This is a genomic window from Caballeronia sp. GAWG2-1, from assembly GCF_023631405.1.
Taxonomy (GTDB): Bacteria; Pseudomonadota; Gammaproteobacteria; order Burkholderiales; family Burkholderiaceae; genus Caballeronia.
Map to the genome: position 1 here is coordinate 380,136 of NZ_JALQDD010000031.1, position 24,250 is coordinate 404,385.

The 24,250-nt window shown below is 60.2% G+C and carries 24 protein-coding genes; 15 read left to right on the plus strand and 9 right to left on the minus strand.

Going from position 1 to position 24,250, the window contains the following annotated elements:
- Nucleotides 1-27 precede the first annotated feature (27 nt).
- Complete coding sequence (locus tag NCR98_RS22005; RefSeq protein ID WP_404989398.1) at nt 28-804, minus strand: FadR/GntR family transcriptional regulator; 777 nt, start codon at nt 802-804, stop codon at nt 28-30.
- A gap of 158 nt (nt 805-962) precedes the next feature.
- Between NCR98_RS22005 and NCR98_RS22010 the strand changes: the two genes are divergently transcribed.
- The 5 genes from NCR98_RS22010 (at nt 963) to NCR98_RS22030 (ending at nt 4,854) form a co-directional block, all read left to right on the plus strand.
- Entirely contained in the window at nt 963-1,820 is an 858-nt protein-coding gene (locus NCR98_RS22010) for an NAD-dependent epimerase/dehydratase family protein (RefSeq protein WP_250527275.1), read from the plus strand.
- 93 nt (nt 1,821-1,913) lie between these two features.
- On the plus strand, nt 1,914-2,660 hold the full coding sequence (locus NCR98_RS22015; protein ID WP_250468002.1) for an amino acid ABC transporter permease: 747 nt from the start codon (nt 1,914-1,916) through the stop codon (nt 2,658-2,660).
- Nucleotides 2,657-3,310 (plus strand): amino acid ABC transporter permease, encoded by a 654-nt coding sequence (locus NCR98_RS22020; RefSeq protein WP_244831347.1) that lies wholly within the window; start codon nt 2,657-2,659, stop codon nt 3,308-3,310. Before NCR98_RS22015 ends, NCR98_RS22020 begins: the two co-directional genes overlap by 4 nt.
- Nucleotides 3,294-4,022, plus strand: a complete 729-nt coding sequence (locus NCR98_RS22025) for an amino acid ABC transporter ATP-binding protein (RefSeq protein WP_250527276.1) — start codon at nt 3,294-3,296, stop codon at nt 4,020-4,022. Before NCR98_RS22020 ends, NCR98_RS22025 begins: the two co-directional genes overlap by 17 nt.
- 37 nt (nt 4,023-4,059) lie before the next feature.
- Nucleotides 4,060-4,854, plus strand: a complete 795-nt coding sequence (locus NCR98_RS22030) for a transporter substrate-binding domain-containing protein (RefSeq protein WP_244831349.1) — start codon at nt 4,060-4,062, stop codon at nt 4,852-4,854.
- A 40-nt stretch (nt 4,855-4,894) separates the two neighbouring features.
- Here the strand turns inward: NCR98_RS22030 and NCR98_RS22035 are convergent, their stop codons facing one another.
- The 7 genes from NCR98_RS22035 to NCR98_RS22065 all read right to left on the minus strand — a co-directional run bounded on the left by NCR98_RS22035 (nt 4,895) and on the right by NCR98_RS22065 (nt 11,372).
- The gene (locus tag NCR98_RS22035) at nt 4,895-6,127 is read right to left on the minus strand and encodes an AGE family epimerase/isomerase (protein WP_250494042.1); all 1,233 of its coding nucleotides are present in this window, start codon (nt 6,125-6,127) and stop codon (nt 4,895-4,897) included.
- 173 nt (nt 6,128-6,300) lie between these two features.
- Complete coding sequence (locus tag NCR98_RS22040) at nt 6,301-7,197, minus strand: helix-turn-helix domain-containing protein (RefSeq protein ID WP_244831351.1); 897 nt, start codon at nt 7,195-7,197, stop codon at nt 6,301-6,303.
- Nucleotides 7,198-7,310: 113 nt separating this feature from the next.
- A complete protein-coding gene (locus NCR98_RS22045) occupies nt 7,311-7,763 on the minus strand; it encodes a MaoC family dehydratase (RefSeq protein WP_244831352.1) in 453 nt (150 codons plus the stop codon).
- Nucleotides 7,760-8,953: a CaiB/BaiF CoA transferase family protein gene (locus NCR98_RS22050; protein ID WP_250510570.1), complete on the minus strand. Its 1,194-nt coding sequence runs from the start codon at nt 8,951-8,953 to the stop codon at nt 7,760-7,762. The genes NCR98_RS22045 and NCR98_RS22050 overlap by 4 nt, the downstream gene beginning before the upstream one ends.
- Before the next feature lie 25 nt (nt 8,954-8,978).
- On the minus strand, nt 8,979-10,142 hold the full coding sequence (locus NCR98_RS22055) for an acyl-CoA dehydrogenase family protein (RefSeq protein ID WP_250527277.1): 1,164 nt from the start codon (nt 10,140-10,142) through the stop codon (nt 8,979-8,981).
- The gene (locus tag NCR98_RS22060; protein ID WP_244831355.1) at nt 10,139-10,942 is read right to left on the minus strand and encodes an enoyl-CoA hydratase/isomerase family protein; all 804 of its coding nucleotides are present in this window, start codon (nt 10,940-10,942) and stop codon (nt 10,139-10,141) included. Before NCR98_RS22060 ends, NCR98_RS22055 begins: the two co-directional genes overlap by 4 nt.
- 4 nt (nt 10,943-10,946) lie before the next feature.
- Entirely contained in the window at nt 10,947-11,372 is a 426-nt protein-coding gene (locus tag NCR98_RS22065) for a MaoC family dehydratase (RefSeq protein WP_244831356.1), read from the minus strand.
- A gap of 328 nt (nt 11,373-11,700) precedes the next feature.
- On the opposite strand from NCR98_RS22065, the gene NCR98_RS22070 reads away from it, so the two are divergent.
- The 5 genes from NCR98_RS22070 to NCR98_RS22090 all read left to right on the plus strand — a co-directional run bounded on the left by NCR98_RS22070 (nt 11,701) and on the right by NCR98_RS22090 (nt 17,449).
- Nucleotides 11,701-12,735 (plus strand): TRAP transporter substrate-binding protein, encoded by a 1,035-nt coding sequence (locus NCR98_RS22070; RefSeq protein WP_244831357.1) that lies wholly within the window; start codon nt 11,701-11,703, stop codon nt 12,733-12,735.
- Entirely contained in the window at nt 12,732-13,304 is a 573-nt protein-coding gene (locus NCR98_RS22075; RefSeq protein WP_250527278.1) for a TRAP transporter small permease, read from the plus strand. Before NCR98_RS22070 ends, NCR98_RS22075 begins: the two co-directional genes overlap by 4 nt.
- Before the next feature lie 12 nt (nt 13,305-13,316).
- Nucleotides 13,317-14,588: a TRAP transporter large permease gene (locus NCR98_RS22080; protein WP_244831359.1), complete on the plus strand. Its 1,272-nt coding sequence runs from the start codon at nt 13,317-13,319 to the stop codon at nt 14,586-14,588.
- Nucleotides 14,589-14,750: 162 nt separating this feature from the next.
- Entirely contained in the window at nt 14,751-16,472 is a 1,722-nt protein-coding gene (poxB, locus tag NCR98_RS22085; protein WP_250510572.1) for a ubiquinone-dependent pyruvate dehydrogenase, read from the plus strand.
- A 113-nt stretch (nt 16,473-16,585) separates the two neighbouring features.
- Nucleotides 16,586-17,449, plus strand: coding sequence for an alpha/beta fold hydrolase (locus tag NCR98_RS22090; protein ID WP_244831361.1), 864 nt, complete (start codon nt 16,586-16,588; stop codon nt 17,447-17,449).
- Here NCR98_RS22090 and NCR98_RS22095 read toward each other — a convergent pair.
- Nucleotides 17,446-18,126, minus strand: coding sequence for a dihydrofolate reductase family protein (locus NCR98_RS22095; RefSeq protein WP_250527279.1), 681 nt, complete (start codon nt 18,124-18,126; stop codon nt 17,446-17,448). The genes NCR98_RS22090 and NCR98_RS22095 overlap by 4 nt on opposite strands.
- Nucleotides 18,127-18,296: 170 nt before the next feature.
- Here NCR98_RS22095 and deoC point away from each other — a divergent pair, with 170 nt between their 5' ends.
- The 5 genes from deoC to NCR98_RS22120 all read left to right on the plus strand — a co-directional run bounded on the left by deoC (nt 18,297) and on the right by NCR98_RS22120 (nt 24,246).
- A complete protein-coding gene (deoC, locus tag NCR98_RS22100) occupies nt 18,297-19,307 on the plus strand; it encodes a deoxyribose-phosphate aldolase (protein WP_250527280.1) in 1,011 nt (336 codons plus the stop codon).
- 32 nt (nt 19,308-19,339) lie between these two features.
- Nucleotides 19,340-21,730 (plus strand): aldehyde dehydrogenase family protein, encoded by a 2,391-nt coding sequence (locus NCR98_RS22105; RefSeq protein WP_250527281.1) that lies wholly within the window; start codon nt 19,340-19,342, stop codon nt 21,728-21,730.
- 73 nt (nt 21,731-21,803) lie between these two features.
- Entirely contained in the window at nt 21,804-22,277 is a 474-nt protein-coding gene (locus tag NCR98_RS22110) for an RbsD/FucU family protein (RefSeq protein WP_244831365.1), read from the plus strand.
- Entirely contained in the window at nt 22,274-23,206 is a 933-nt protein-coding gene (rbsK, locus tag NCR98_RS22115) for a ribokinase (protein WP_250527282.1), read from the plus strand. Before NCR98_RS22110 ends, rbsK begins: the two co-directional genes overlap by 4 nt.
- Complete coding sequence (locus tag NCR98_RS22120; protein ID WP_250527283.1) at nt 23,203-24,246, plus strand: ABC transporter permease; 1,044 nt, start codon at nt 23,203-23,205, stop codon at nt 24,244-24,246. The genes rbsK and NCR98_RS22120 overlap by 4 nt, the downstream gene beginning before the upstream one ends.
- The last annotated feature ends 4 nt before the right edge of the window (nt 24,247-24,250 follow it).

Consider the following 24,250-nt stretch of genomic DNA (forward strand, 5'->3'; position numbering starts at 1 on the left):
CGGCCCTTTTTAATTTTGCGGCTGGATTCACGCCGTGGCCTGAGCTCTTCGCAATCTCTCCCTGCTGTTGATCAAGTGCAAGCGCATTGCCGTGCGCGCCGAGTCCGCATCGCCGCGTTCGATCGCATCGGCAATCTGCTCGTGCTCGCGATTCACGCGAACCAGATAATCGGCGTAATGGTCGTGTGGAATGGCGGTCGCGGTTAGCCGTGTCCTTGGAAACATCCTTAAACCAAGATGCTCCATGATCTCGACGAAATAGCGATTTCCCGTGGCATGCGCGATTTCTAGATGAAAGCGAAAGTCCGGCGATACGGTGCCATCTTCCTGACCCACGCCGCGCGCAAACTCCGCGAGCGCCGCGCGCATGGTCGCTAGTCTGCCGGCATCGCAACGCATGGCAGCAAGGCCCGCCGATTCGGTTTCCAGACTGATACGCAATTCGAGGATCGCGAGTGCATCCATGGAGCCGGCGACGTCGGCGGGATCGAGCTGCAATAGCGACGAGGTACTCGCTTCGCACACGAACGTACCGATGCCATGACGCGTCTCGACGAGGCCCGCGGCCTGCAGTCGCGATAACGCCTCGCGCACCACGGTGCGGCTCACGCCGAAGCGTTGCACCATCTCCGCCTCGGTCGCGATTCGGCAACCTGCTCGCAATTCCCGCGCGTCGATCTGTGCGCGCAGTGCATCGACGAGCTGTGTGGTCAGACTGCGGCGTGTGCCGTGAGAAGGGGCGGCGACATCCATGGATGCGGATACATTGAACACGTCGACGGAAGGTTCGGGCGTTAGTGTCACAGCGCTCTCTTAGTGTTTTCCAGAGGTTCTGGGAATCGGTCTTTCAACACGTTGACAAATCATTCTGCAAATGATGATATGCGGCATAGAGTGATATGACAACGTACAAGAAATGCGCGCAGGGTAATCCCTAGCATTGCACGCAGGAGACAAAACTCATGGAATCACAGACGGACGCATTGCCGTTGCAGGGCACCCTCGAACCCGAATTGCGCTTCGACCGCTTGCTGCTCACGGGTGCGGCGGGCGGTATCGGTAAAGCCATTCGGCATCGTGTCGCAGAGTTTGCAGAGCATGTGCGAGTGTCGGATCTGCCCGGCGTATTGTCGGGCGATGCAGCGCCTCACGAAGAAATCGCGCCGTGCGATCTGGCAGACCGTCAAGCAGTCGATGCACTCGCCGCCGATTGCGACGCCATTGTCCATCTCGGCGGCGTATCGGTGGAGCGTCCGTTCGAAGAGATCCTCGAAGCCAACATCAAGGGCGTCTTCAACCTCTACGAAGCGGCGCGGCTCAACGGCGTAAAGCGCATCGTATTCGCGAGCTCGAATCACGTCACAGGCTTTTATCGGCAAGACGAACGAATCGATGCCAGCGCGCGCAAGCGTCCCGATGGCTACTACGGCTTGTCGAAGTCGTTCGGCGAGGACATGGCGCAGTTGTACTTCGACCGCTATGGCATCGAGACGGTGAGCATCCGCATCGGCTCCGTTTTTCCCGAGGCCAAGGACCGCCGCATGATGGCGAGCTGGATGAGCTACGACGACTTCCATGATCTGCTGCGCCGCGCGCTGTTCACGCCGGGCGTCGGACACACGATCGTTTTCGGCATGTCGGCAAATGCGCATACCTGGTGGGACAACCGTGACGCGTCGGTACTCGGCTTCGAGCCGCGCGACTCGTCCGAGCGGTTTCGCGACAAGGTCGAAGCCACGCCGGCGCCCGCACCGACCGATCCAGTTGCGGTGTATCAGGGCGGCGTGTTCACGGTGACGGGTCCTTTCGATTCGGTGTAATGCATGCGGCATACAGAATGCCGAACTCGCGTAGTCAGTCGTCATACATCCAGAAGTGTCTGACTCGCTCCTTCGAACTGAGGCACGACCGCCATGTTCTCTCTCGACTTTGCTCCGTTGTTGCCGTACTGGCCGACGTTCCTTTTAGGCGCGTGGCTCACGCTCAAGATGACGTGCGTGGCGGTGTTCTTTGGCCTCATCCTCGGCATGCTCGTGGCATTTGCCAAGCGCGCGAAGGTGCCGGTGCTGACGCGCCTTTGCATCATCTATATCGAGGCGGTGCGCAACACGCCGTTTCTCGTGCAGATCTTCCTGCTGTATTTCGGGCTGGCGAGTATAGGCTTGCGCATGCCGACCTTTGCCGCGGCTGCGCTCGCCATGACCATCAACATCGGCGCTTATGCCGCCGAGATCATTCGCGCGGGTCTGGAATCGGTGCCACGCGGGCAGATCGAAGCAGCAGAGTGCCTGGGTCTTTCGCGCTGGCGCATCGGCTGGAATGTGATGTTGCAGCCCTCTATCGAGAAGGTTTATCCGGCGCTCACGAGCCAGTTCCTGTTGATGATGCAAGCCTCGGCAATCGCTTCGCAAATCTCCGCCGAGGAACTGACCGCCGTTGCCAACACCGTGCAGTCGGATACCTTCCGCTCGCTCGAAACCTATATCGTCGTCGCGCTGCTCTATCTCGGGCTGTCGCTCATCATCAAGCTCATTGCATGGGCTGTCGGTGAGCATCTGTTCAAGCGGCGCCGCGCCATCCGTCTTGCCGCAAAACGCGCGGGCAAGACGCCGCCGGACTCCCCGCGCATCGATACCGTCATTCCCGGAGGTGCGGCATGAGCGGCGGATTCACGGCATCGCATTTTGTGTACCTCGTGCAATCGATCGGCTGGACGCTGGTGCTCTCCATGCTTGCGTTCGTGCTCGGCGGTATCGGCGGATTCCTCGTCATGCTGGCGCGCATCTCGCCGCGCCTCTGGCTCGCGCGCACAGCCATCGTGTTTATCGAGGCGATTCAGGGCATTCCGTTGCTGATCCTGCTCTTCATCGTGTACTTCGGGTTATCCGTGTATGGCTATCAGGTACCCGCGCTCGTTGCGGCGGGTCTTGCGCTGATGGTTTATTCGAGCGCTTATCTCGGCGACATCTGGCGCGGCTGCGTCGAAGCCATGCCCAAGCCGCAATGGGAAGCCGCCGAGTGCCTGTCGCTGTCGCGCTGGCAGAGTCTGAGGCTCGTCATCATCCCGCAGGCGATGCGGCTTGCCTTGCCGCCCACGGTGGGCTTTCTCGTGCAGATCATCAAGATGACTTCGCTCGCCTCCGTGATCGGCTTTATCGAACTCACGCGCGCAGGGCAGATCATCAACAACTCGATCTTTCAGCCGTTCCTCATCTTCGGACTGGTCGGCGCTTTCTATTTCGTCCTGTGCTATCCGCTTTCGCGCTGGAGCCAATCGATGGAGAATAAGCTCAATGTCAGCAATCGTTAAGGTCGACGAGGTCTACAAGAGCTTCGGCTCCAATCAGGTGCTGAAAGGCGTCTCGTTCGATGTCAACAAGGGCGAGATGATCGCCGTGATCGGTGCGAGCGGTTCCGGCAAGAGCACGGCGTTACGCTGTATCGATCGGTTGGAAACTATCGACCAAGGGCAGATAGAGGTATGCGGCATTCGCGTGGACGATCCGAAGGTGGATCTGCATCTCTTGAGGCGCGAAGTCGGCATCGTGTTTCAAAGCTATAACCTCTTTCCGCACCTAACGGTCGAAGAAAACATCATGCTCGCATTGCGGCACGTGAAGAAGTTATCGCGTGACGAAGCGAGACGCGTCGCGCTCAACGTGCTCGAACAAGTCGGGCTTGGGCAGAAGGCCGATGCCTATCCCGAGCAATTGTCGGGCGGACAACAGCAACGCGTGGCGATCGCACGCTCGCTTGCGATGAACCCCAAGGTCATGTTGTTCGACGAAGTGACTTCCGCGCTCGATCCGCAACTCACGGGAGAAGTGCTACGTGTCATGGAAGACCTCGCGGCCGATGGCATGACCATGCTGCTCGTCACGCATGAAATGGCGTTCGCCAAGCGCGTGGCGGACCGCATCATCTATATGCATCAGGGCAAGGTGTGGGAAGTGGGCGATGGCAGCATGCTCGATGCGCCACGCACGACCGAATTGCGAGCGTTTTTGAACAACGGCCTTTGAACGGCATTTTTTCAATCCAAGAAGACGGAGACATCACTTGAAAGCACAGAAACACATTGCACGCGCATGCGTGGCGGCATTGATGATGGCAGGCGCCATTCACAGCGCAATGGCCGATCAGCTTGATGACATCAAGAAGGCCGGCGTCGTGCGCGTTGCCATCGCAATGGGCACGCCGCTCTTCAGCTACGCCGACGAGAACCTCAAGCCCGCAGGCTCGGATGTCGATACCGCCGCCGCGCTCGCAAAAGATCTCGGCGTCAAGCTCGAACTCGTGCAGATCACTAACGCCGCGCGCATTCCGACCTTGCAGGCAAAGCGCGCCGACCTCGTGATCGCCGACTTGTCGATCACGCCGGAGCGCGCAAAGGTCGTCGATTTCTCGATTCCCTATGCGGTGATCACCATCATCGTGGGTGGGCTTAAGAGCATCAAGGTGAAGGACTATGCGGACCTCGATGGCAAGACCATCGGGCTCACGCGTGCAACGGTCAACGACACGCTGACGACGCAGCAAGCGAAGGGCGCGCAAATTCAGCGCTATGAAGACGACGCCACGCTCATCACGTCGATGGTCGCGGGTCAGATCGACATCTTCTCCAGCACGCCGTCGAACCTTCAGGAAATGCAGAAACGTGCGCCCGCACGCAATATCGAACTCAAGTTCGAACAGAAGAACTTCGATCTCGGCATTGCGATGAACAAGGATCAACCGGCTCTGAAAGAGTGGGTGGACAAGTGGGTCAGCACGAACCAGAAGAACGGCAACCTCAACGCGATCTACAAGAAGTTCCACGGACGCGATCTGCCCGACGCCGTCCGCAAGGGCTGAACGAATGCCGGCGACATGCGTATGTCGCCGGCATTGTTCTTTACGCTAGAGGAATGCGCGGTGCGTCGAGCGGGCGCAGCTTGCCCGGATGCACGACACGACACAAGGCTTCGACAAAGAAGAAGTCGCCGAACATGGTCGCGCCATCCACGCCAATGTTGTGCGGCTTCGAATAGCAGGAGTTGTGCAGCAGGCCGTGTTCGCCGTCCTTGGTGAACTCATCGCGGCACAACGCTTCGAGCATCGCGACTCCGTGACGGCTCCATTTTGCCGCGGCATCCGCCGATGGATGAATGCGCGCCAGTTCGAGCAAAGCCGATGCGACGATAGCGGCGGCGGCCGTGTCCTTGATGTCGGCATCGCTGCCGGTTGCGTCGAAGTCCCAAGGGGGAATCTGACGGCCATCGAGACGGCGCAGATAGTATTCGGCCAGACGCTCGGCGAGTTCAATGTACGCGAGCTTGCCCGTTTCGCGCGCGGAATTCGCATACCCGTAGATCGCCCAGGCCTGACCGCGGCTCCATGCAGACTCGTCGAATGCGCCTTGAAAAGTGTAGCCACGTTTGCGCGCGCCCGTTTCGAGATCGTATTCGACGGCGTGATACGTCGAGTCGTCGGGACGCACGAAGGCGCGTGCAGTCATCGCGGCATGCGCGTCCGCTGCATGCCGATAGCTGCCGTCATCGGCATGATTCGCCGCCCAGTAGAGCAGCGAGAGATTGGCCATCGTATCGATTGCGGATGCACTTCTGCCGCGCGGATCGGCGAGCGGTCCCCATGACGCGAGATAAGCGCCATCGCGCGTGGTGACGAGGCGGGCGCGCAGTTTGTCCGCCGCCTTCAACGCGATATCGGCAAAGCGTGCATCGCCCGTGATGTGATGACCGGGCACCGCGCTGCTGTCGAAGATGAAGCCGATGTCATGCGTGTTCGGATCGTCCGCGCGTTGTTCGACGAGCAGCATGCGCGCACGCGCCCATTCGAGAAATTTCGCGTCACCGGTATGAAGATGCGACGTGAGCAAAAGGCCTACCCAGAAGCCACAGAACCAGTTGCCGTGACTCCAGGCGTCGCCGTCATAGCCGGCGGATAGCGAAGCGGGCAGACGCACCCATTCGCCATCGGGACCCGTGACTTGCGGAAAATCGACACCGAAACTCAATTCATCGGCCGCGACTTTTACAGCCGTGCGGTCGAGCGTTTCGCGAAAGAGCCGCGTCTGGTCCTGCGTGAGTGAATAGATATCGGAAAGCGGGGTTGTAGCGTTCGACACTTTGTCTCCTGTGGACAAGAGCGGACGCGCTTAATGCATCGCGCTTGTCTCATGCAAGTGGGTTGCAGAATACGTTGAACACGCACGTCGATTCTAAAAACCCATGCTCACGCGACGTTAGGATGAAACGCGGGATCTGTTGGACATTTCTGCATGGAATACCGAATGCGCGTTCAAATATGCAACTTGTCGAGGCTGCGGCGATAGTCGATCGGTGAGCGGCCTGTGTGCTTGCGAAAGCACCGGCTGAAATAAGCGGGGTCGTCGAAAGAGAGTTGCGATGCGATCTCCGCGACGTTCACTTCGGAATGCAGCAGCAAGCGCTTGGCTTCGAGCATGACGCGTTCGCGTATCAGCTTTGCAGCCGTGCTGCCGAGCGCCGCGCGCGTGGCTTCGTTGAGCGCGCGCTCGGTCACGTTGAGCAGACGCGCATAGTCGGCGGCATCGTTCATCGAGCGAAAATGCTTCTCCAGAAGGCTCTTGAAGCGGCGCGACAACAACACGTTACGCGACGTGCCCGACTCCGTGACCGCCGCCGCGCTGCTCATGCGCGCGGCCTTGAGCAAAAAGATACGCAGATAAGCCCAGATTGCATCCTGATGGCCGTGCAGTTCCGAGCGATACTCGTCCATCATGCCGTCGATGAGACGCATCATTTCATGCGCTTGCGCGTCGTTCAGATAGACCGCTGCGGCAAGCTGATCGAAGTCGTGCACCGGCACTTCGGTTTCCGAATGCCGGTTCTGCACGCGAAACGAAAAGAACTCGGATGAGAAGCTGATCGACCAGCCGACCGTATCGGGGGATAGAACGAAATCGTGTATCTGGCCTGGTGCCATGAAAAACAGCGACTGCGGACGCACCTCGTAACGCACCGAGTCGATGACATGATGACCCGTGCCCGTCACCACCCAGGCGATGTGATAGAAGTCATGCCGATGCGGATAAGGCAGTGTCGACTTCATGACTTCGAGTGGCGCAAAGTGGAAGTCCATCGACTTGACGTGCGCGCCATATTCGTAGTTCTCGATCTTGATGACCGGAACGTGGCAACCACATGCGGTACTCAACTTTCGTCTCCTGCGGGCGGCGCTTCATTCGTGCTGCGCTCGTTTTCGCGGCGCTGCATCGAAGTCTAACGAATGCATGCGCCGCCCGTAACTGGCGGATTCCCCGACGCGTCTCATTCGAACTTGAGTTCTTTTAGCGCGGAAAGCCCGCTCAGCACGACCTTGCCGCGTTGATTGCGAACCATGGTGTCCATCACGAGAATTCGCTTGGCGTCCTTCTTCTCCACCACAGTCACGTTGATGGTGATGGTGTCGTCGATGAACACTGGCCCCAGAAAACGCAGTTCTTGTCCGACATAAGCGAAGCCCGGACCGGTCAGTCGCGTGTGTGCGGCCGAGACGAGCGAGGCCGTCAACAGGCCGTGCACGACGCGTCTTCCGAACGGTGAGCGCTCCGCAAACGCTTGCTCCATGTGCAGGGGATTCAGATCGCCCGACAGATGACCGAACGCATTGACCGCCGATTCGACCACGGTGTGGACGTCCACCTGCGAGCGGCCGATTTCCACATCGTCGAAGCGCAGCAGTTCGGGTGCTGCGGGAGCAGCGTGTAGTTGGGCGCTCATGCATTTCTCCTCGAAGTCAGCGCGATGCCGGCATCGACTAGTTCGTCGATCCGCGTAGTGTCATAACCCAGTTCGGCCAGCACCTCACGTGTGTGCTCGCCCTGTCGCGGCGGATGCCGTCGCATGGGCGGCGCCTCGCCGTCATAGCGCACCGGATGCGCAAGTACGCGTATCGGTCCCGCCTCTTCGTGTTCGAACGACATGATCATCTGGTTATGCGCGACTTGAGGGTCGACCTCGACCTGCTCGTAGTCGTTGACCGGCGCGAACCAGATATCGTGCTCCTCGAAGACGCGCATCCATGTTTCTGTCGTGCGCCTGGTCAACGCGTCATAGACCAGTCGATTGATTTCATCGCGACGTCGCACGTTGTCTTTCGGATGCGTGAACTCGGCGAGCGCGGGGACATCGAGCGCATTGGAGAGCTTCTGCGTCGGTGTAAGCGAGATCGCGATATAACCGTCGAGCGTTTTATAGACGCCATAGGGCGCAGGATGAAAGCGGCTACCCGTTGGCGGCTGGGTGCGCTGCCAGAGCGGTCCCTTGTTCATGTAGTACGTGAAAGGCTCGATCTGCAAATCCAGTGCCGCGTTCAGCAAATTGCTCTCGACACGCGTACCCACACCCGTGCGTTCGCGCGACTGAAGTGCAGCAACCACGCCAAACGCTGCCAGCACCGCTGCATGTTGATCGACGATAGCGGAGCCTACAGGCGTCGGCGGCGAATCGGCTTCACCTGAAAGCATGGTCATGCCGCTCATCGCTTGTAATAGCAGGTCTTGTCCCGGGCGCTTGAGATAGGGACCCGACGATCCATAACCCGTGCACGAGCAATACACGAGACGCGGGTTGACCTCGTGCACTTGCGCATAGCCGAAGCCCATCTTGTCGAGCACACCGGGGCGGTAGTTCTCTATCAATACGTCGGCTTCGCGGATCAGACGCCACACGATTTCACGCGCGGCTTCCTCACGCAAGTCGAGCGAGATGCTGCGCTGATTGCGATTGCCCAGCAGAAAGAACACGCTCACGCCTTCGACGAAAGCGTCCGCGCCGGTCCAGCTTCGCTCGAATGCGCCGCCCGGTGGCTCGATCTTGATGACATCCGCGCCGACATCGGCGAGCATCTGCACGGCGGCGGGCCCTTGCAGAAAATGGGTGAAACTCAGTACCTTGATGCCTTCCAGCATAAACTCCCCCTTCGTCCGCGCGTTATCAGGCAAGCGCCGCACGCGCGATGATCATGCGTTGTATTTCGGATGTCCCTTCGACGATCTCGAGCACCTTGGCGTCGCCGAATGCACGCGCTACCGGATACTCCGCCATCACGCCGTAACCGCCGTGTATCTGCAATGCCTGATGCGCCGCGTGCATCGCCTGTTCCGAGGCGAAGAGCTTGGCTTGCGATGCCTGCATGTCGAACGGCGCGCCGCTGTCCTTCAATGTGGCGGCGTCGTAAAGCATGAGACGTGCGGCATGCGCATGCGTCGCCATGTCGGCGACCTTGAATTGCAGGCCTTGAAACTCCGCTATCGCGCGGCCGAACGCGCGGCGCGTCTTCATGTATTCGACGGACCGTTCGAGCGAGCCTTGCAAGATGCCAAGCGCAAGCGCGCCGATTAAAATGCGGCCTGTGCTGATCTGCGCGAGCGTCTGACGCAAACCCGCGCCGCGTTCACCAAGCAAATTCTCTGCGGGAATCGCGCAGTTTTCGAAGAACAACTCGTGCGTGATCGAAGCGCGCCAGCCGATCTTGCGCAGCTTGCGGCCCGTTTGATAGCCAGTAGTGTCCGAAGGCACGATGAAGTTCGAAATCTCTTTCTTGCCATCGGCACGCGTACCGGTCACAGCCGCGATTACCACCGGCCCGCCGAGTTCAGTGCCCGAGTTGCTGATGAAAGTCTTCGCGCCATCGATGACCCAGCGCTCGCCATCGAAGCGCGCACGTGTGGCGATGTTGGCCGCATCCGATCCCGCATCGGGCTCGGACAAACCGATCGAACCGATCTGGCGGCCTTCGAGAATAGGCCTTAAATAAAGGTCCTTTTGCGTCGAGGTGCCGTAGTTCGACAAGAGACTCGCGACAGTCGAATTGGCCATCAAGGCGTTCGCGACCGCGCAATCCACGCGCGCCAGTTCTTCTAGCACGATGACAAACGAAAGCCAGTCGCCACCGCCACCGCCCCATTGCTCCGCATAAGGCAGGCCGGTGAAGCCAAGCTCGCCGGCTTGACGCCAGATATCGTAGGGAAAGGCTTCTTGCTCCCAGAGCTCCTCGGAATGCGGTGCAATCTCTTTGTCGGCAAAGCGGCGAACGGCTTCACGAATCATGGCGTGCTCTTCGCCGAGCCAGTGAGGCAAACGATGTATCGTGCTCATTCAGTCACCGTCACGGTCGAGGCGCGCCGTGCAAGGCGCTTTTCCATGAACTGCCTCAAGCCCGCGCGCGCGCCTTCACTCGTGAAATTCACCGCGTATTGCGCTGCTTCAAAGTCGAGTCCTGCGGACAAGGGCATTTCGTTCGCGCGATTGAGCGCGCGCTTCGCCATTTCCATTGCGAAGGGGTCGTAGACGGCGAGTGTTTCGGCGAACTCGCGCACTGTATCGAACAATGCATCGTGTTCGACGATCTCGTGCAGAAAGCCGAACGACGCGCATTCCTGAGCCGTATGACGCCGCCCGCTCAACACGAATCGCTTGGCGCAGGCGAGCCCCATCTTGGCGACGGCGAGTTGCGTGCCACCCCAGCCTGGCATGGTATTGAGCGTGATCTCGGGAAACCCGAAGCTCGCTTTCGTCGATGCAATCACGAAGTCGCAGGCAAGCGCCAATTCGAAACCGCCGCCTAGCGCGAAGCCATTGACCATTGCGATGGTCGGCTTGGCGCTTTCATGCAGGCGCAACAACGCGCGCTGCCCGGCTACCATGTCACGATACGCGCCCGCGCTGTCGAGCGTGACCAGTCGCTCGATATCGTTGCCGGCAGCGAAGGCCTTGGGACCGCTACCCGTGATGGCGATAACGCGCGTTGCATCGTCGGCGAGTGCATCGTCGAGTCCTGCTTCGAGCGCCGCGAGCATTTCCGGCGTGAAGGCATTGAGTTTATCGGCGCGGTTGAGCGTCAGGAGACGCAGCGCGCCGTGCTGTTCCGCTATGACGGGCGAGGTGTTCATCAGCATCGTGTCACAGCACCTTGAGGTAAGTCTTGCCCGATGCCACGACTACGCCGTCTTGCCGCGTGACATCGGCGACGAATACGCACACGTTGCGCTCTTCATCCTTCTCTTCGAGCGTGAGACGCGCAGTGACCGTATCGCCTATAAACACCGGCGCATTGAACGTGATGTCATAGCGATACGACACCGCGCCCGGACTCGGCGCCTTCGCCGCCATATGGCCCATCACTGTCGAAAGAAAGCCGACCGAGAGACAGCCTTGCGCAATGCGCTTCTCGAAGCGCGTGGTCTTGGCGAACTCCTCGTTCAGATGCACGGCGTAGAAGTCGCCGACTATCCCGGCAAATCCATAGATGTCGTATTCGGATACGGTCTTTGCGAAATCGGCGGTATCGCCGATTGCATAACAGTCCATGTGCGGGCGTTTGGCCATGTTGACGAACCAGTGTATTAGGTGGGGTAAACACGGCGTATCGCTTGCGAGCGACACACCGTCAACGTGGAAGTCACTTTAAAGATGCGCTTGGTTCACGCGGTAGGACGGTTCGCGCGATCTTTTGGACTTTTTAGCGTCACGTCGCGTTTGCATGGAAACCAGCGTTAAAAAGTACAAGAAATCTGGAGCCTGGTCCTAACGCACCGTTGACGCGATCACAAATACTTGCGTCAACCCGTCGCTCTTCGACATGCACGACACATGAGGCATAAGAAGAGGCAGAAGGCGGTGTCCATATCGTGAAAGAACGTGGGAAGGAGACAACATGAATTCGCTTTTCAAGGCGCATCGCTCGTTGCGCGTGACGATGAGCGCCGTGCTCGCCGCATTGTGCGTCGCCGCAACAGGCAGTGCGATGGCGCAGGACAAGGTCGTGATGAAGCTTGGGCATACGCTCGCACCGGACAATCACTATCAACTGACCGCGCAGGTCTTCGCCAAGGAAGTCGCGCAACGCACGCATGGCCATGTCGAGATTCAGCTCTTTCCCCAATCGCAACTCGGGGGCGAAGTGCAGATGGCGCAGGCGTTGCGCACTGGCACGCAGGAACTCATGATCTCCGCGCAAGCGCCGATCGACAATACGATCAAGCAATGGCAGATTTTCGACATGCCTTATCTCTTCAGCAGCATGGATGAGGCGAACAAGGTGCTGCAAGGACCCGTCGGCCGCAAGTATCTCGACATGATGCAGCCGGTCAACATGGTCGGTCTCACGTGGCTTGCTGTCGGCGAACGCAATCTCTTCACGACCAAACGTCCAGTCACGTCGCTTGCCGACATGAAGGACCTGAAGGTGCGCGTGATGCAAAGCCCCGGCTATATCGCGGGCTATAAGGCGCTCGGCGCGAACCCCACGCCGCTCGCCTATAACCAGTTGTTCCTCGCGCTGTCGCAAGGCCTCGTCGATGGCGCGGACACATCGCCCGAGCAATTCGTGCAGGACAAGTTCTCCGACGTCGCCAAGCATTTCTATGTGACGCACGTGAACTACCTGCCCGTCGTGCTCGCGATGAGCAAGAGCGCCTGGACCAAGCTGTCGCCTGCTGACCAGAAGGCTTTTCAAGAGTCAGCCGCGGTCGCCGCCGATTTCGACCTGAAGGAGTACAAGCGCGAATACGACGCCGCACTCGCGACGATGAAGGCCAAGGGCATTCAAGTGACGATGGTCGACACTGCGCCGTGGGCCGAAGCCACGAAGTCCGCGCGTGACGAACTCGTTGCGAAGATTCCGGATGGCGCCGCGCTCTACGCCGAGATGAACGCGGCCAAGCAGGCCTCGTCCGTGGCATCCAAATGACGTCTTTGTCACCGGAAGTGCCGGAGGAAACCCGTATGGAAAAGCTCGCGCGTGGCTTGATGTTCATCGACGACATGGTTCTGAAGCTGAACCTGTTCGTCAGCAGTTGCCTCTTGCTGGCAGCGGTGATCGTCGCCGGTCTCGGGGTCGTGTTCCGCTTCGTGCTGCACGACTCGCTTTCGTGGTCCGACGAAGCCGCGGCGTATCTCTTCGTCTGGCTCACGTGCCTGGGTGCGGCGGCAGGCGTCAAGTTGCGCGCACATCCCGAAGTGCGCGTGCTGGCCGATCGCGTGCCGGCGGCGATCGCGCCCTTGCTCAAGGACTTCACGGACTGCGCGATTCTCGCGCTCGGCGCCGTGTTCGTCGCGTATGGCTCGGACATGCTCGCGTTGATGGGCACGGAGACAGCCGCATCGATTCCCATCTCGATGGTCTATCCGTATCTTTCCATTCCCGTGTGCGGCGCGTTGCTCGTGTTTCATTCGCTGGTGCGCATCGTCGTGTCGCACCTCGCGCCGCAGACGCAGACCAACGCCACTTTGATCGAAGGCGTGTCCGACCATCTCTAGGATAAAGACATCATGTGGGCAATCGCTCTAGGCGCAGGGCTGCTTGGCCTCGGTGTACCGGTGGCCATCTGTATTGGTATCGCGGCGACGCTGGCGTTGTCGATCAATGGCACGCCGCTGCTCGTCATTCCGCAACAGCTCTTCTCGAACCTCAATAACGTGGGTCTGCTCGCGATTCCGTTCTTCATGCTCACGGGCGCGATCATGGATTCGGGCGGCGTTTCGCGACGCATCATCGAGTTTTCGCAAGCGCTCGTCGGCTTCATGCGTGGCGGTATCGGCCAGGTCACGATTGTCGCGAGCATGTTCTTCGCGGACCTCTCGGGATCGGCCACGGCGGATACGGCGGCGATCGGCTCCGTGATGATTCCGGGCATGGTGAAGAAGGGCTATTCGCGTGCGTTCGCGGTGGCATTGCAATCGGCGGCGGGATCGCTCGGGCTGCTTTCGCCGGTATCGATGAGCATGCTCGTCTATGCTTACACGGCGAATGTATCGGTAGGCACAATGTTTATTGCCGGTATTTTGCCGATGCTCCTAGTGGTCGCTTCGTTCATGATCGTGAACTACGTGACCGCCGTGCGCAACGACTACAGCGCGGTCGAGCCGTTCAGCGCACGCAAGTTGTGGACTACGTTTCGCGAAGCATTCTGGGCCTTGCTCACGCCGATCATCATTCTGGGCGGCATTCTTGGCGGCATCTTCACGCCGGTCGAGGCAGGCGTGGTTGCGGCGGTGTACGTCACGCTGGTGAGCGCGTTCATCTTTCGCACCTTGAAGCTCTCGCATTTCAAGGAGATTCTCGTCAAGACGTCGGTGAACACGACGCGCGTGTCGTTCCTGTTGGGTCTTGCGTTCGTGCTCGGCCGGTATCTGATCGAAGCGCAAATTCCCTTGCATGTGGCGAACAGTTTCCTTGCTATCACGACGAGCGCGATCATCCTGCTCATTCTCATCAACCTGTTTCTGATCGCGGCGCATACGGTGCTCGAAACCATTTCGAGTATCGCGGTGATAATCCCGGTGTTCCTGCCGCTCGTCGTGCAGATGCATATCGATCCCGTCGTATTCGGCGTGATCGTGCTGATCAATTCGGCTATCGGCATCAATCTTCCACCTATTGGCTTCTGCCTCTTCACGGCGGCGTCCATTGGTGGTGTATCGGTCGAAAAGGCGACGCGTGCGATTCTGCCTTTCATTCTCGCGCTCGTGATCGACTTACTGTTGATCATTTTCTTCCCGCATATTCCGCAGTTTCTGCCGCATCTGATGTCGATGAAATAACGCTCGACGACCTTGGAAAACGCTTCACCAGGGGCCTGGTCTTCGGACCGGGCCCTTGGTATGACAGCACGGTTTACGACGCGTTAGCGTGCACTGTGATATTTCTTCTGTCTAAGTACACGTGCAACCGTCCAACGAACCCTGTATGTCATTGGAGTGAACATGGCCAAAAGCACCATCGCCGACTATCTGGCAAAGACGCTTGCCGCTGCGGGCGTCGAACGCATCTGGGGCGTGACGGGCGACAGCCTCAACGGGCTTGCCTACAGCCTCGATAAAGTCGGGTCTATTCGTTGGATGCATACTCGCCACGAAGAAGCCGCGGCCTTTGCCGCGGGCGCGGACGCAGCTTCTTCCGGCAAGCTCGCCGTCTGCGCGGGCAGTTGCGGTCCCGGCAATCTGCATCTCATCAACGGGCTTTACGACTGTCATCGTAACCAACAGCCCGTGCTGGCCATTGCCGCGCATATTCCATCGACGGAAATCGGCCTCGGATACTTTCAGGAAACGCATCCGCAAGAGCTCTTCAAGGAATGCAGTCACTTCGTCGAACTGGTGTCGAACGCATCGCAGTTCCCGCGCGTGCTCGAACGTGCGATGCGCGCGGCGCTCGATCAACGTGGCGTCGCGGTAATCGTGCTGCCGGGCGATGTTGCCTTGAGCGACGGACCCGGAGTCGAACCACGGTGGACCGCAAGCGAACCGAGCGCAATCGTTCCAGCCGAATCGCAACTCGACACACTCGCGGCCATGCTCAACGGCTGCGAAGCCGTGACCATCATGTGCGGCAGCGGTGTAGCGGGCTCGCACGACGAAGTGGTCGCGCTTGCCGATACACTCGGAGCGCCGGTCGTGCATGCGTTGCGCGGCAAGCAATTCATCGAATACGACAATCCTTTCGATGTCGGCATGACGGGCTTGATCGGCTTCAGCTCGGGCTATCACGCCATGATGTCCTGCGATACGCTCGTGCTGCTCGGTTGCGACTTCCCTTATCGGCCGTTCTATCCGCCGCACGCGAAGGTCGTGCAGATAGACTGGCGCGGGGCGCAGCTCGGCAAGCGCACGCCGCTCGACATGGGTATTGTCGGCACCATCAAGGAGACGCTCACGGCGCTCTTGCCCAAGCTCACGCGCAAGACGGAACGACGCTTCCTCGACAACGCGCTCAAGCACTATGCAGATGCACGCAAGGATCTCGATCACTACGCGACACCTTCGGCGCCTGGCCGTCCGATTCATCCGCAATATCTCACGAAGCTCGTCGACGACATCGCCGCCGAGGATGCCATCTTTACCGTCGATGTCGGCACGCCCACGTTGTGGGCCGCGCGCTATCTCACGATGAATGGCAAGCGTCAGTTGCATGGCTCGTTCAATCACGGTTCCATGGCGAACGCAATGCCGCAGTCGCTCGGCGTGCAAGCGGCGCATCCGCAACGGCAAGTGGTCTCACTGTCGGGCGATGGCGGTTTGTCCATGCTGCTAGGCGATCTCTTGAGCGCCATTCAGTTGAAGCTGCCGATCAAGGTCGTCGTGTTCAATAACAGCTTGCTCGGTTTCGTGTCGATGGAGCTCAAGGCGGGCGGTTATCTCGACACCAATGTCGATCTCAGCAAGACCGACTTCTCGCAGATTGCGAAGGGCGCGGGCATATGGTCGGTGCGCGTGGAAGAGTCGGAGCAACTGGAGGGCGCATTGCGCGATGCCTTCGCGCACGACGGCCCCGCGCTCGTCGATGTCGTCACCGCCAAACATGAATTGGCGATGCCGCCGACCATCGAGCTATCGCAAGCGAAGGGCTTCAGTCTCTACATGCTGCGCGCTATCTTGAGCGGCCGTGGCGACGAAATCGTCGAGCTGGCGCGCACGAATCTGCGTTAAGCAAACTAACCGGCCGCGACTCGTATCATCAAAACGAGTTGCAAACAGAGTTGCGGCCGATTTCGCGTTCGTGGTTTATGCTGTCGGACCACATCCAACGCGGACAGCGAGCCATGAGCGATTCATCAGCGGGCGCATTGCCGCTCGACCAGGTTTTCGACTTTGAAGGTCAGGCTATCCGTTATGGCGCGATAGGCGAGGGCGCGCCGCTCGTGATGGTGCACGGCACGCCGTTCTCATCGCAGGTGTGGCGGCGGATTGCGCCGGTGATGGCGCGGACGCATCGCGTGCATTACTTCGATCTTCTGGGATACGGTGAGTCGGACAAGCGCGAGGGGCAGGACGTATCGCTCGGCGTGCAGAATCGCGTGCTCGCGGCATTGCTCGATCACTGGAAGCGTGACTGGAAGGGCGCGTTGCCCGACGTGCTCGCGCACGACTTTGGTGGCGCCACTTCGTTGCGGGCCGCGCTACTGAACGGCTGCGTTTATCGTTCCTTGATGCTGATCGACCCTGTCGCGCTGTCGCCGTGGGGATCGCCCTTCGTGCTGCACGTTCGTGAACATGAGAGTGCGTTCGCGGGCGTGCCGCCCTACATACATCGGGCCATGGTCGATGCTTATGTGCAAGGCGCGGCGCATCGGCCGCTTTCGGAAGACGTGCTGCGCATCTACACGCGGCCGTGGATCGGCGAACCGGGACAGGCGGCTTTCTACAGACAGATCGCGCAGATGGACCAGCGTTATACCGATGAAATCGAAGCACGCTTTGGCGATTTGCGTTGCCCCGTGACGGTTCTTTGGGGCGAGGAAGACCAGTGGATTCCAGCGAAACGCGGCGTCGAATTAGCTTCGCGCATTCCGGGCGCGCGGTTCACGCGAGTGGCGTGCTCGGGGCATCTCATGCAGGAAGATGCGCCCGAAGCGATTGTCGGCGAATTGCTGGCGTTCCTCGCGCGCGTGGATGCGCTAGCCTAGTCCTTGCGCTTATAACGCAGCCACACCATGTCGTTATCGAGCGTCTTCGCCGAATCGAGCTTGAGATAAGCGGGCTTTTGCCATTTGTCCATCGCCACTTCGAATGAAGAGGGATGCGCCTCGCGGCCGTCGACGAGCGGCACGATCAGCACGCTGACTTCATCGACGAGTTGCGCATTGACGAACGCGCCCGATACATGCCCGCCGCCTTCGACTATCAACGTGCCGATCTTCAACTCACGCTCGAGCGTTTCCACGACGCGCGCGAGCTCGATATCCTTCTTTCCGCCGAACACGTAGGACGCGCCGATGGATTGCAGATAGGCGAGGTAGTCGTCATCGACGTCTTCCGCGAGCACTTCGACGATATGCGAGTCAAGTGCCGTGTTCGTCTTCCATGTCACGCGGCCCTTGGGGTCGATTGAAATTGCGTACTGGCTTGCGTCGCGTTTGGCGAAATGGTCCGTGCGTTCGATAGGACCTTTGGCGAGGCCACGCGGATAATCCTTGGCCTTGCCGTGCGAGATTTCCTGCATGGTGACGCGGCCGCACGCCCAGGCATCGGCCTTGAAGGTCGCGGCGGTTTCTTCATAACACGGCGATGCAAAGTCGAGATGCCAGCCGTCGGTAAGGCTGCGGCCATCGAGCGAGGACATCATGTGGCAAATGATATGCATGGGGGCTCCAGCGTACGAGAAAGCAAACCGTCCGCAAGCCCCATGCCCTAAATCCTCCTGTAGCGCCTCCGAACTTTCCCTATGTTACGATCTTCACAAATGTGATTTAGAATGAGATCAATCTATCAAAACATGTTGTGCGTCGCACAAGACCGCAGCACCTCGATCTCATGCTGGAAACTGCAACGAAGTCCGTCGTCGCATGGCCCGGGAAAGTCCAAGCCGGGCATGTGAGCGATCGTAATTCTGGCGTGCCCTTCGACCTCTCGTGGCTCGATGGCCTGCGCGTGAATCAGTCCGCCGTGCTGCGCCGCGCGTCCACGCTTGGCACGCGTCGCGCGGTCAAGAAGGACGCGCAGGCCGCGTGGCTGCTCAAGGCGATCACCTGCATCGACCTCACCACGTTGAGCGGCGACGACACCACCGCGCGCGTCGAACGTCTTTGCGCAAAGGCGCGTCGCCCGGTGCGAGACGATTTGCTCGAAGCGCTCGGCATGATGCCTGGATCGATCAGGACAGGCGCGGTTTGCGTGTATCACCGCTATGTCAAAGCCGCCGTGAACGCGCTGGACGGCAGCGGCATTCCGGTCGCGGCCGTCTCCACGGGTTTTCCCGCTGGTCTCAATCCGCACGAACTCAAGTTGCGCGAGATAGAGGCCTCGGTGAAGGACGGCGCGGCAGAGATCGATATCGTCGTCACCCGCGAGTACGTGTTGACCGGTAACTGGAAGGCGCTCTACGACGAGATGCGCGACTTCCGCGCCGCTTGCGGCAATGCGCACGTCAAGGCGATTCTCGGCACGGGCGACATCCGCACGCTGTCGAACATCGCCAAGGCATCGATGATCTGCATGATGGCCGGCGCGGATTTCATCAAGACATCGACGGGGAAGGAAAGCGTCAACGCCACGCTCGACGTCTCGCTCGTCATGGTGCGCATGATCCGCGAATATCTGGCACGCACCGGCGTTGCCATCGGCTTCAAGCCTGCTGGCGGCGTTTCGACGGCCAAGACCGCGCTCGAATATCAGATCCTCATGAAGGAAGAACTCGGGCGTGAATGGCTCGAACCGGAGTTGTTCCGCATCGGCGCGTCGAGCCTTCTCGCCGATATCGAGCGGCAACTCGAACATCACGTGAGCGGACGGTATTCGTCGTTCAATCGCCATCCCGTCGCCTGAATCACGCATCACGCATCCAACAGACAGCCCTCATGAGCGTAGCCGAATATTTTTCTTCGATGGAATACGGACCCGCACCGGAAGACGATCGCGCCGTGCGCGCGTGGCTCGATCAACACGCCGGCCGTTTCGGTCATTTCATCAACGGCGCATGGCGCGATGACGACAACGCCGAGCGTTTCGAATCGCGCGAGCCGGCGACAGGGCGCGTACTTGCATCCATCGCGCAAGGCACCGATGCCGATGTTGCGGCTGCCGTGGCAGCCGCGCAAGCCGCGCTCGAAGGCTGGCAAGCGATTGGCGGTGCGGGACGCGCGCGGCATCTCTATGCGCTTTCGCGCATGGTGCAGCGACATGCGCGGCTCTTCGCCGTGCTCGAATCGCTGGACAACGGCAAGCCGATTCGCGAGTCGCGCGACATCGATATCCCCCTTGTTTCAAGGCATTTTCTGCATCACGCGGGTTGGGCGCAGTTGCAGGATCGCGAGTTCGCCGACTGGGCGCCGCTCGGTGTCATCGGGCAAATCGTGCCGTGGAATTTTCCGCTGCTGATGCTTGCCTGGAAGATCGCGCCGGCTATCGCGCTCGGCAATTGCGTGGTGCTCAAGCCGGCCGAATACACGCCGCTTACCGCGTTGCTCTTCGCCGAACTGGCGCATCGCGCGGGCTTGCCGGCAGGCGTGCTCAATGTCGTGACGGGCGATGGCCGCACGGGTGCGGCGCTCGTCGAGCATCCACGTGTCGCGAAGATTGCGTTCACGGGATCGACCGAAGTGGGTCGGCAGATTCGCGCGACGACGGCGGGCTCGGGAAAATCGCTCACGCTCGAACTGGGCGGCAAGTCGCCCTTCATCGTATTCGACGATGCCGATCTCGATAGCGCGGTCGAAGGCGTGGTCGACGCCATCTGGTTCAATCAAGGACAAGTGTGCTGCGCGGGTTCGCGTTTGCTCGTGCAGGAAGGCATCGAAGCGGCTTTCGTCGACAAGCTCAAGCGCCGCATGGAGACGCTGCGGGTCGGGACGTCGCTCGATAAAGGCATCGACATGAGCGCTATCGTCGATGACGTGCAACTCGAACGTATTCGTTCGCTCGTCGCCAAGGGCGAAAGCGAAGGCTGCGCCATCTTCCAACCGTCGCGTCTCACGTTGCCCGAAGGCGGCGCGTTTTTTCCGCCGACGCTCGTGACCAACGTGGCGCCTGCAAGCACGCTTGCACAGGAGGAGATCTTCGGTCCGGTGCTCGTGACGATGAGCTTTCGCACGCCCGAGGAAGCCGTCGCACTGGCCAACAACACGCGCTATGGTCTCGCGGCCAGCGTGTGGAGCGAGAACATCAGCCGCGCGCTGGACGTTGCGCCGCGCCTGCAATGCGGCGTCGTGTGGATCAATGCAACCAATCTCTTCGACGCAGCCGTGGGCTTCGGCGGATATCGCGAGTCGGGCTTTGGCCGCGAAGGTGGACGCGAAGGCATCTACGAGTACCTGAAACCGCGTGCCTGGGCGAAGCTGCCGGTTCGCGGTGAAACGAAGGCAATTCCGGCACAGCCCGATGCGTTGCTCGATACGGGCAATGTCAGCACCATCGACCGCACGGCGAAGCTCTTTATCGGCGGCAAGCAAGCGCGGCCCGATAGCGGCTATTCGCGGCTCGTGCGTTCGCCTTCGGGCGAGATTGTCGGCGAAGTGGGCGAGGGCAATCGCAAGGACATTCGCAACGCGGTGGCCGCTGCGCGCAGCATGACGAAGTGGACGGCCGCAAGCGCGCATAATCGCGCGCAGGTGCTGTATTACATGGCCGAGAATCTCAGTGCGCGCGCCGATGAGTTCGCAAGGCAACTCGTCACGCGTGCCGGGTCCAGCGACCGCGATGCGAAGCGCGAAGTCGAAGCATCCATTGCGCGTTTCTTTACGTATGCGGCATGGTCCGACAAATTCGACGGAGCGGTGCATGCGCCGCCTTTGCACGGTGTGGCGCTCGCCATGCACGAAGCGCTCGGCGTGATCGGCGTGGTGTGCCCCGACGAAGCGCCGTTGCTCGGCTTCGTGTCGCTGGTGGCGCCTGCGCTTGCGCTGGGTAATCGCGTGGTCGCGGTGCCGAGCGAGACGTGTCCGCTGATGGCGACGGACTTCTATCAGATCGCGGAAACGTCGGATGTGCCAGGCGGTGCGCTCAATATCGTCACGGGCGATGTACGCTCGCTAGCTCAAACGCTCGCGCAGCACGACGATGTCGACGCGCTCTGGTGCTTCCACGGCGCGGCCCTTTCGACGCTGGCCGAACGTGAGTCGGTGGGTAATCTGAAACGCACGTTCGTCGACAACGGTCGCGTGTTCGACTGGCACGATGCATCGAGCGAAGGCTTGCCGTTCTTGCGGCAGGCCGTGCAGGTGAAGAATATCTGGGTGCCGTACGGCGATTGATCGACGGTACGCATGTGAGAATTGAAGGGCGAAGACTTCGGGACGAAGCGCGCCCATGCATGGAGGAGACGCTGTGCTGAAGAATATCGATCCACTATTGAATGCCGACATCCTGTACGCGCTTGCCGCGATGGGACATGGCGACGAAGTGGTGATCTGCGATGCTCATTTTCCCGCTGACTCGGTGGCCCGGAAAACGGTGTTAGGCAAGGTGCTGCGCATGGATGGCGCGAGCGCGCCACGTGCGGTGCGTGCCGTGCTTTCGGTGTTGCCGCTCGATACGTTCGTCGAAGATCCGGCAGGCCGCATGGAAGTAGTTGGCAATGCAACTACTTTGCCTGCCGTGCAACGCGAGGCGCAACGCGAAGTGGACGACGCAGAAGGGCGTGCACAGGCTTTCGCGCCGATCGAACGTTTTGCGTTCTACGAACGCGCCAAGAATGCGTATTGCGTGATAGCCACGGGCGAAGCGCGCGGTTATGGCTGCTTCATCTTCAAGAAGGGCGTGCAGCTCGCTGCCGACGCGTCTGAAGGAGAAGCGCGATGAGCGTGGTCATTCTCGGCATCTACGTCACCGACCTCGCGTTCCGTGCACAACGCATGCCCTTGCTTGGCGAAACCGTGGCAGGCTCGGCGTTTGCAATGGGTCCGGGTGGCAAGGGCTCGAATCAAGCCGTGGCGGCCGCGCGTGCGGGCGCTGACGTGATCTTCTGCACGCGCATTGGCAACGACGCGTTCGGCCAAATCGCACAGGCAACGTGGGCGGCTGAAGGAATCGCATCGCGTGCGACCGTGCTGGACGACATCGCCACGGGTGCCGCGCATATTTACGTCGACGAAAACACGGGCGGCAACGCGATCATCGTGGCGGCCGGCGCTGCGGGCACGCTTGGACCCGAAGACGTCGAGGCGATCGAAGCGGATATCGCACGTGCATCCGTGTTCGTCACGCAACTCGAACAGCCGCTGCCCGCTGCGCGTCGTGGTCTCGAACTCGCGCGCAAGCATGGCGTGACAACGGTGTTCAATCCCGCTCCAGCGCTTCCGCTCACCGACGACATCTATCCGCTCTGCGACTACATCACGCCCAATGAAACGGAAGCAACCGCGCTCACGGGCGTGGCGATCGAATCGGTCGATGACGCTCGCCGGGCAGCGGATGTCTTGCTCAAGAAGGGCGCGCGTGCGGTGATCGTCACGCTCGGAGAAAAGGGCGCATTGCTGCATACGTCGGGCGGCAAATCCGAACTCGTGCCGGCCTTCGACTGCGGCCGTGTAGTCGAGACCGCAGGCGCGGGCGACGGCTTCACAGGCGGCTTCGCAGCGGCGCTTGCACGCGGCGATTCGGCGCTGGCTGCCGTGCGCTTCGGTTGCGCGCTGGCGAGCCTTTCGGTGACGCGCGCGGGCACCGCTCCGTCGATGCCGCGTCTCGATGAAATCAACGCTGTGCTCGGCGAAAGGAGCGAGGTGCGATGAAGGGATCGAAGTGGCTCGCCGATCGCCAGCTGAATTTTCTGGTCGGCGTGAACTTGCTGGTCGTGATCATCGCGACATGGCTTTCCAAAGGACAGTTTCTCGACATCGACAATCTTCAGTCGATGGGCGGACAGTTGCCCGAACTCGGGCTGCTCGCACTCGGCATCATGCTGTCGATGGTGTCGGGCAATGGCGGGATCGATCTGTCCGGAGTGGGGCTCGCGAATCTGTCTGGCATGGTCGCGGCAATGTTGCTGCCGCAAATGGTCTCGGGCGACGATTCACCGGCGCTCTATACCGGCGTGTTCGTATGCATCGTCGTGGCAATGGGTGCGCTTGGCGGTATCCTAAATGGCGTGGTGATCGCAAAGCTGAGGCTCACGCCCATTCTCTGCACGCTCGGCACGCAACTGCTATTCACGGGTATCGCGGTGGTGCTGAGTAACGGTGCTTCGGTGCGGGTGGAATATGTCGATCCGCTTTCCAACATCGGTAACGGCACCTTCCTGCAAGTACCCATATCGTTGTGGATTTTCGTCGCCGCCGTCTTGTTGCTCGGTTGGATATTGAAGCGCACGCCGTTCGGTCTGCGGCTGTATCTCATGGGCACGAATCCGAAGGCCGCGTTTTATGCGGGCATTCCGCGCACGCGCATGCTGATCGTCACGTATGGTCTTTGCGGCGTGCTTGCATCGCTTGCCGGACTCATCAGCGCGACGCATACGTCGAGCGCGAAATGGGATTACGGCAATTCGTATTTGCTGATCGCAATCCTCATCGCGGTCATGGGCGGCGTGAATCCCGCTGGCGGCTATGGACGTATAGTCTGCGTGTTTCTTGCCGCGACCGTCTTGCAGTTTCTGTCGAGCCTGTTCAATCTGCTCGGCGTGTCGCAATTCTTCGGTGACTGCGCGTGGGGTTTCTTGCTGCTTGCATCGCTTGCATTCGCAGGTGGCGAACGCGTGCGCGCAATCTTCGGTATAGGCGGCGCGAAGCCTTCCAGCAAGGTGCCGCATCCGCCCGCATCGACCGGACGTTGAAACG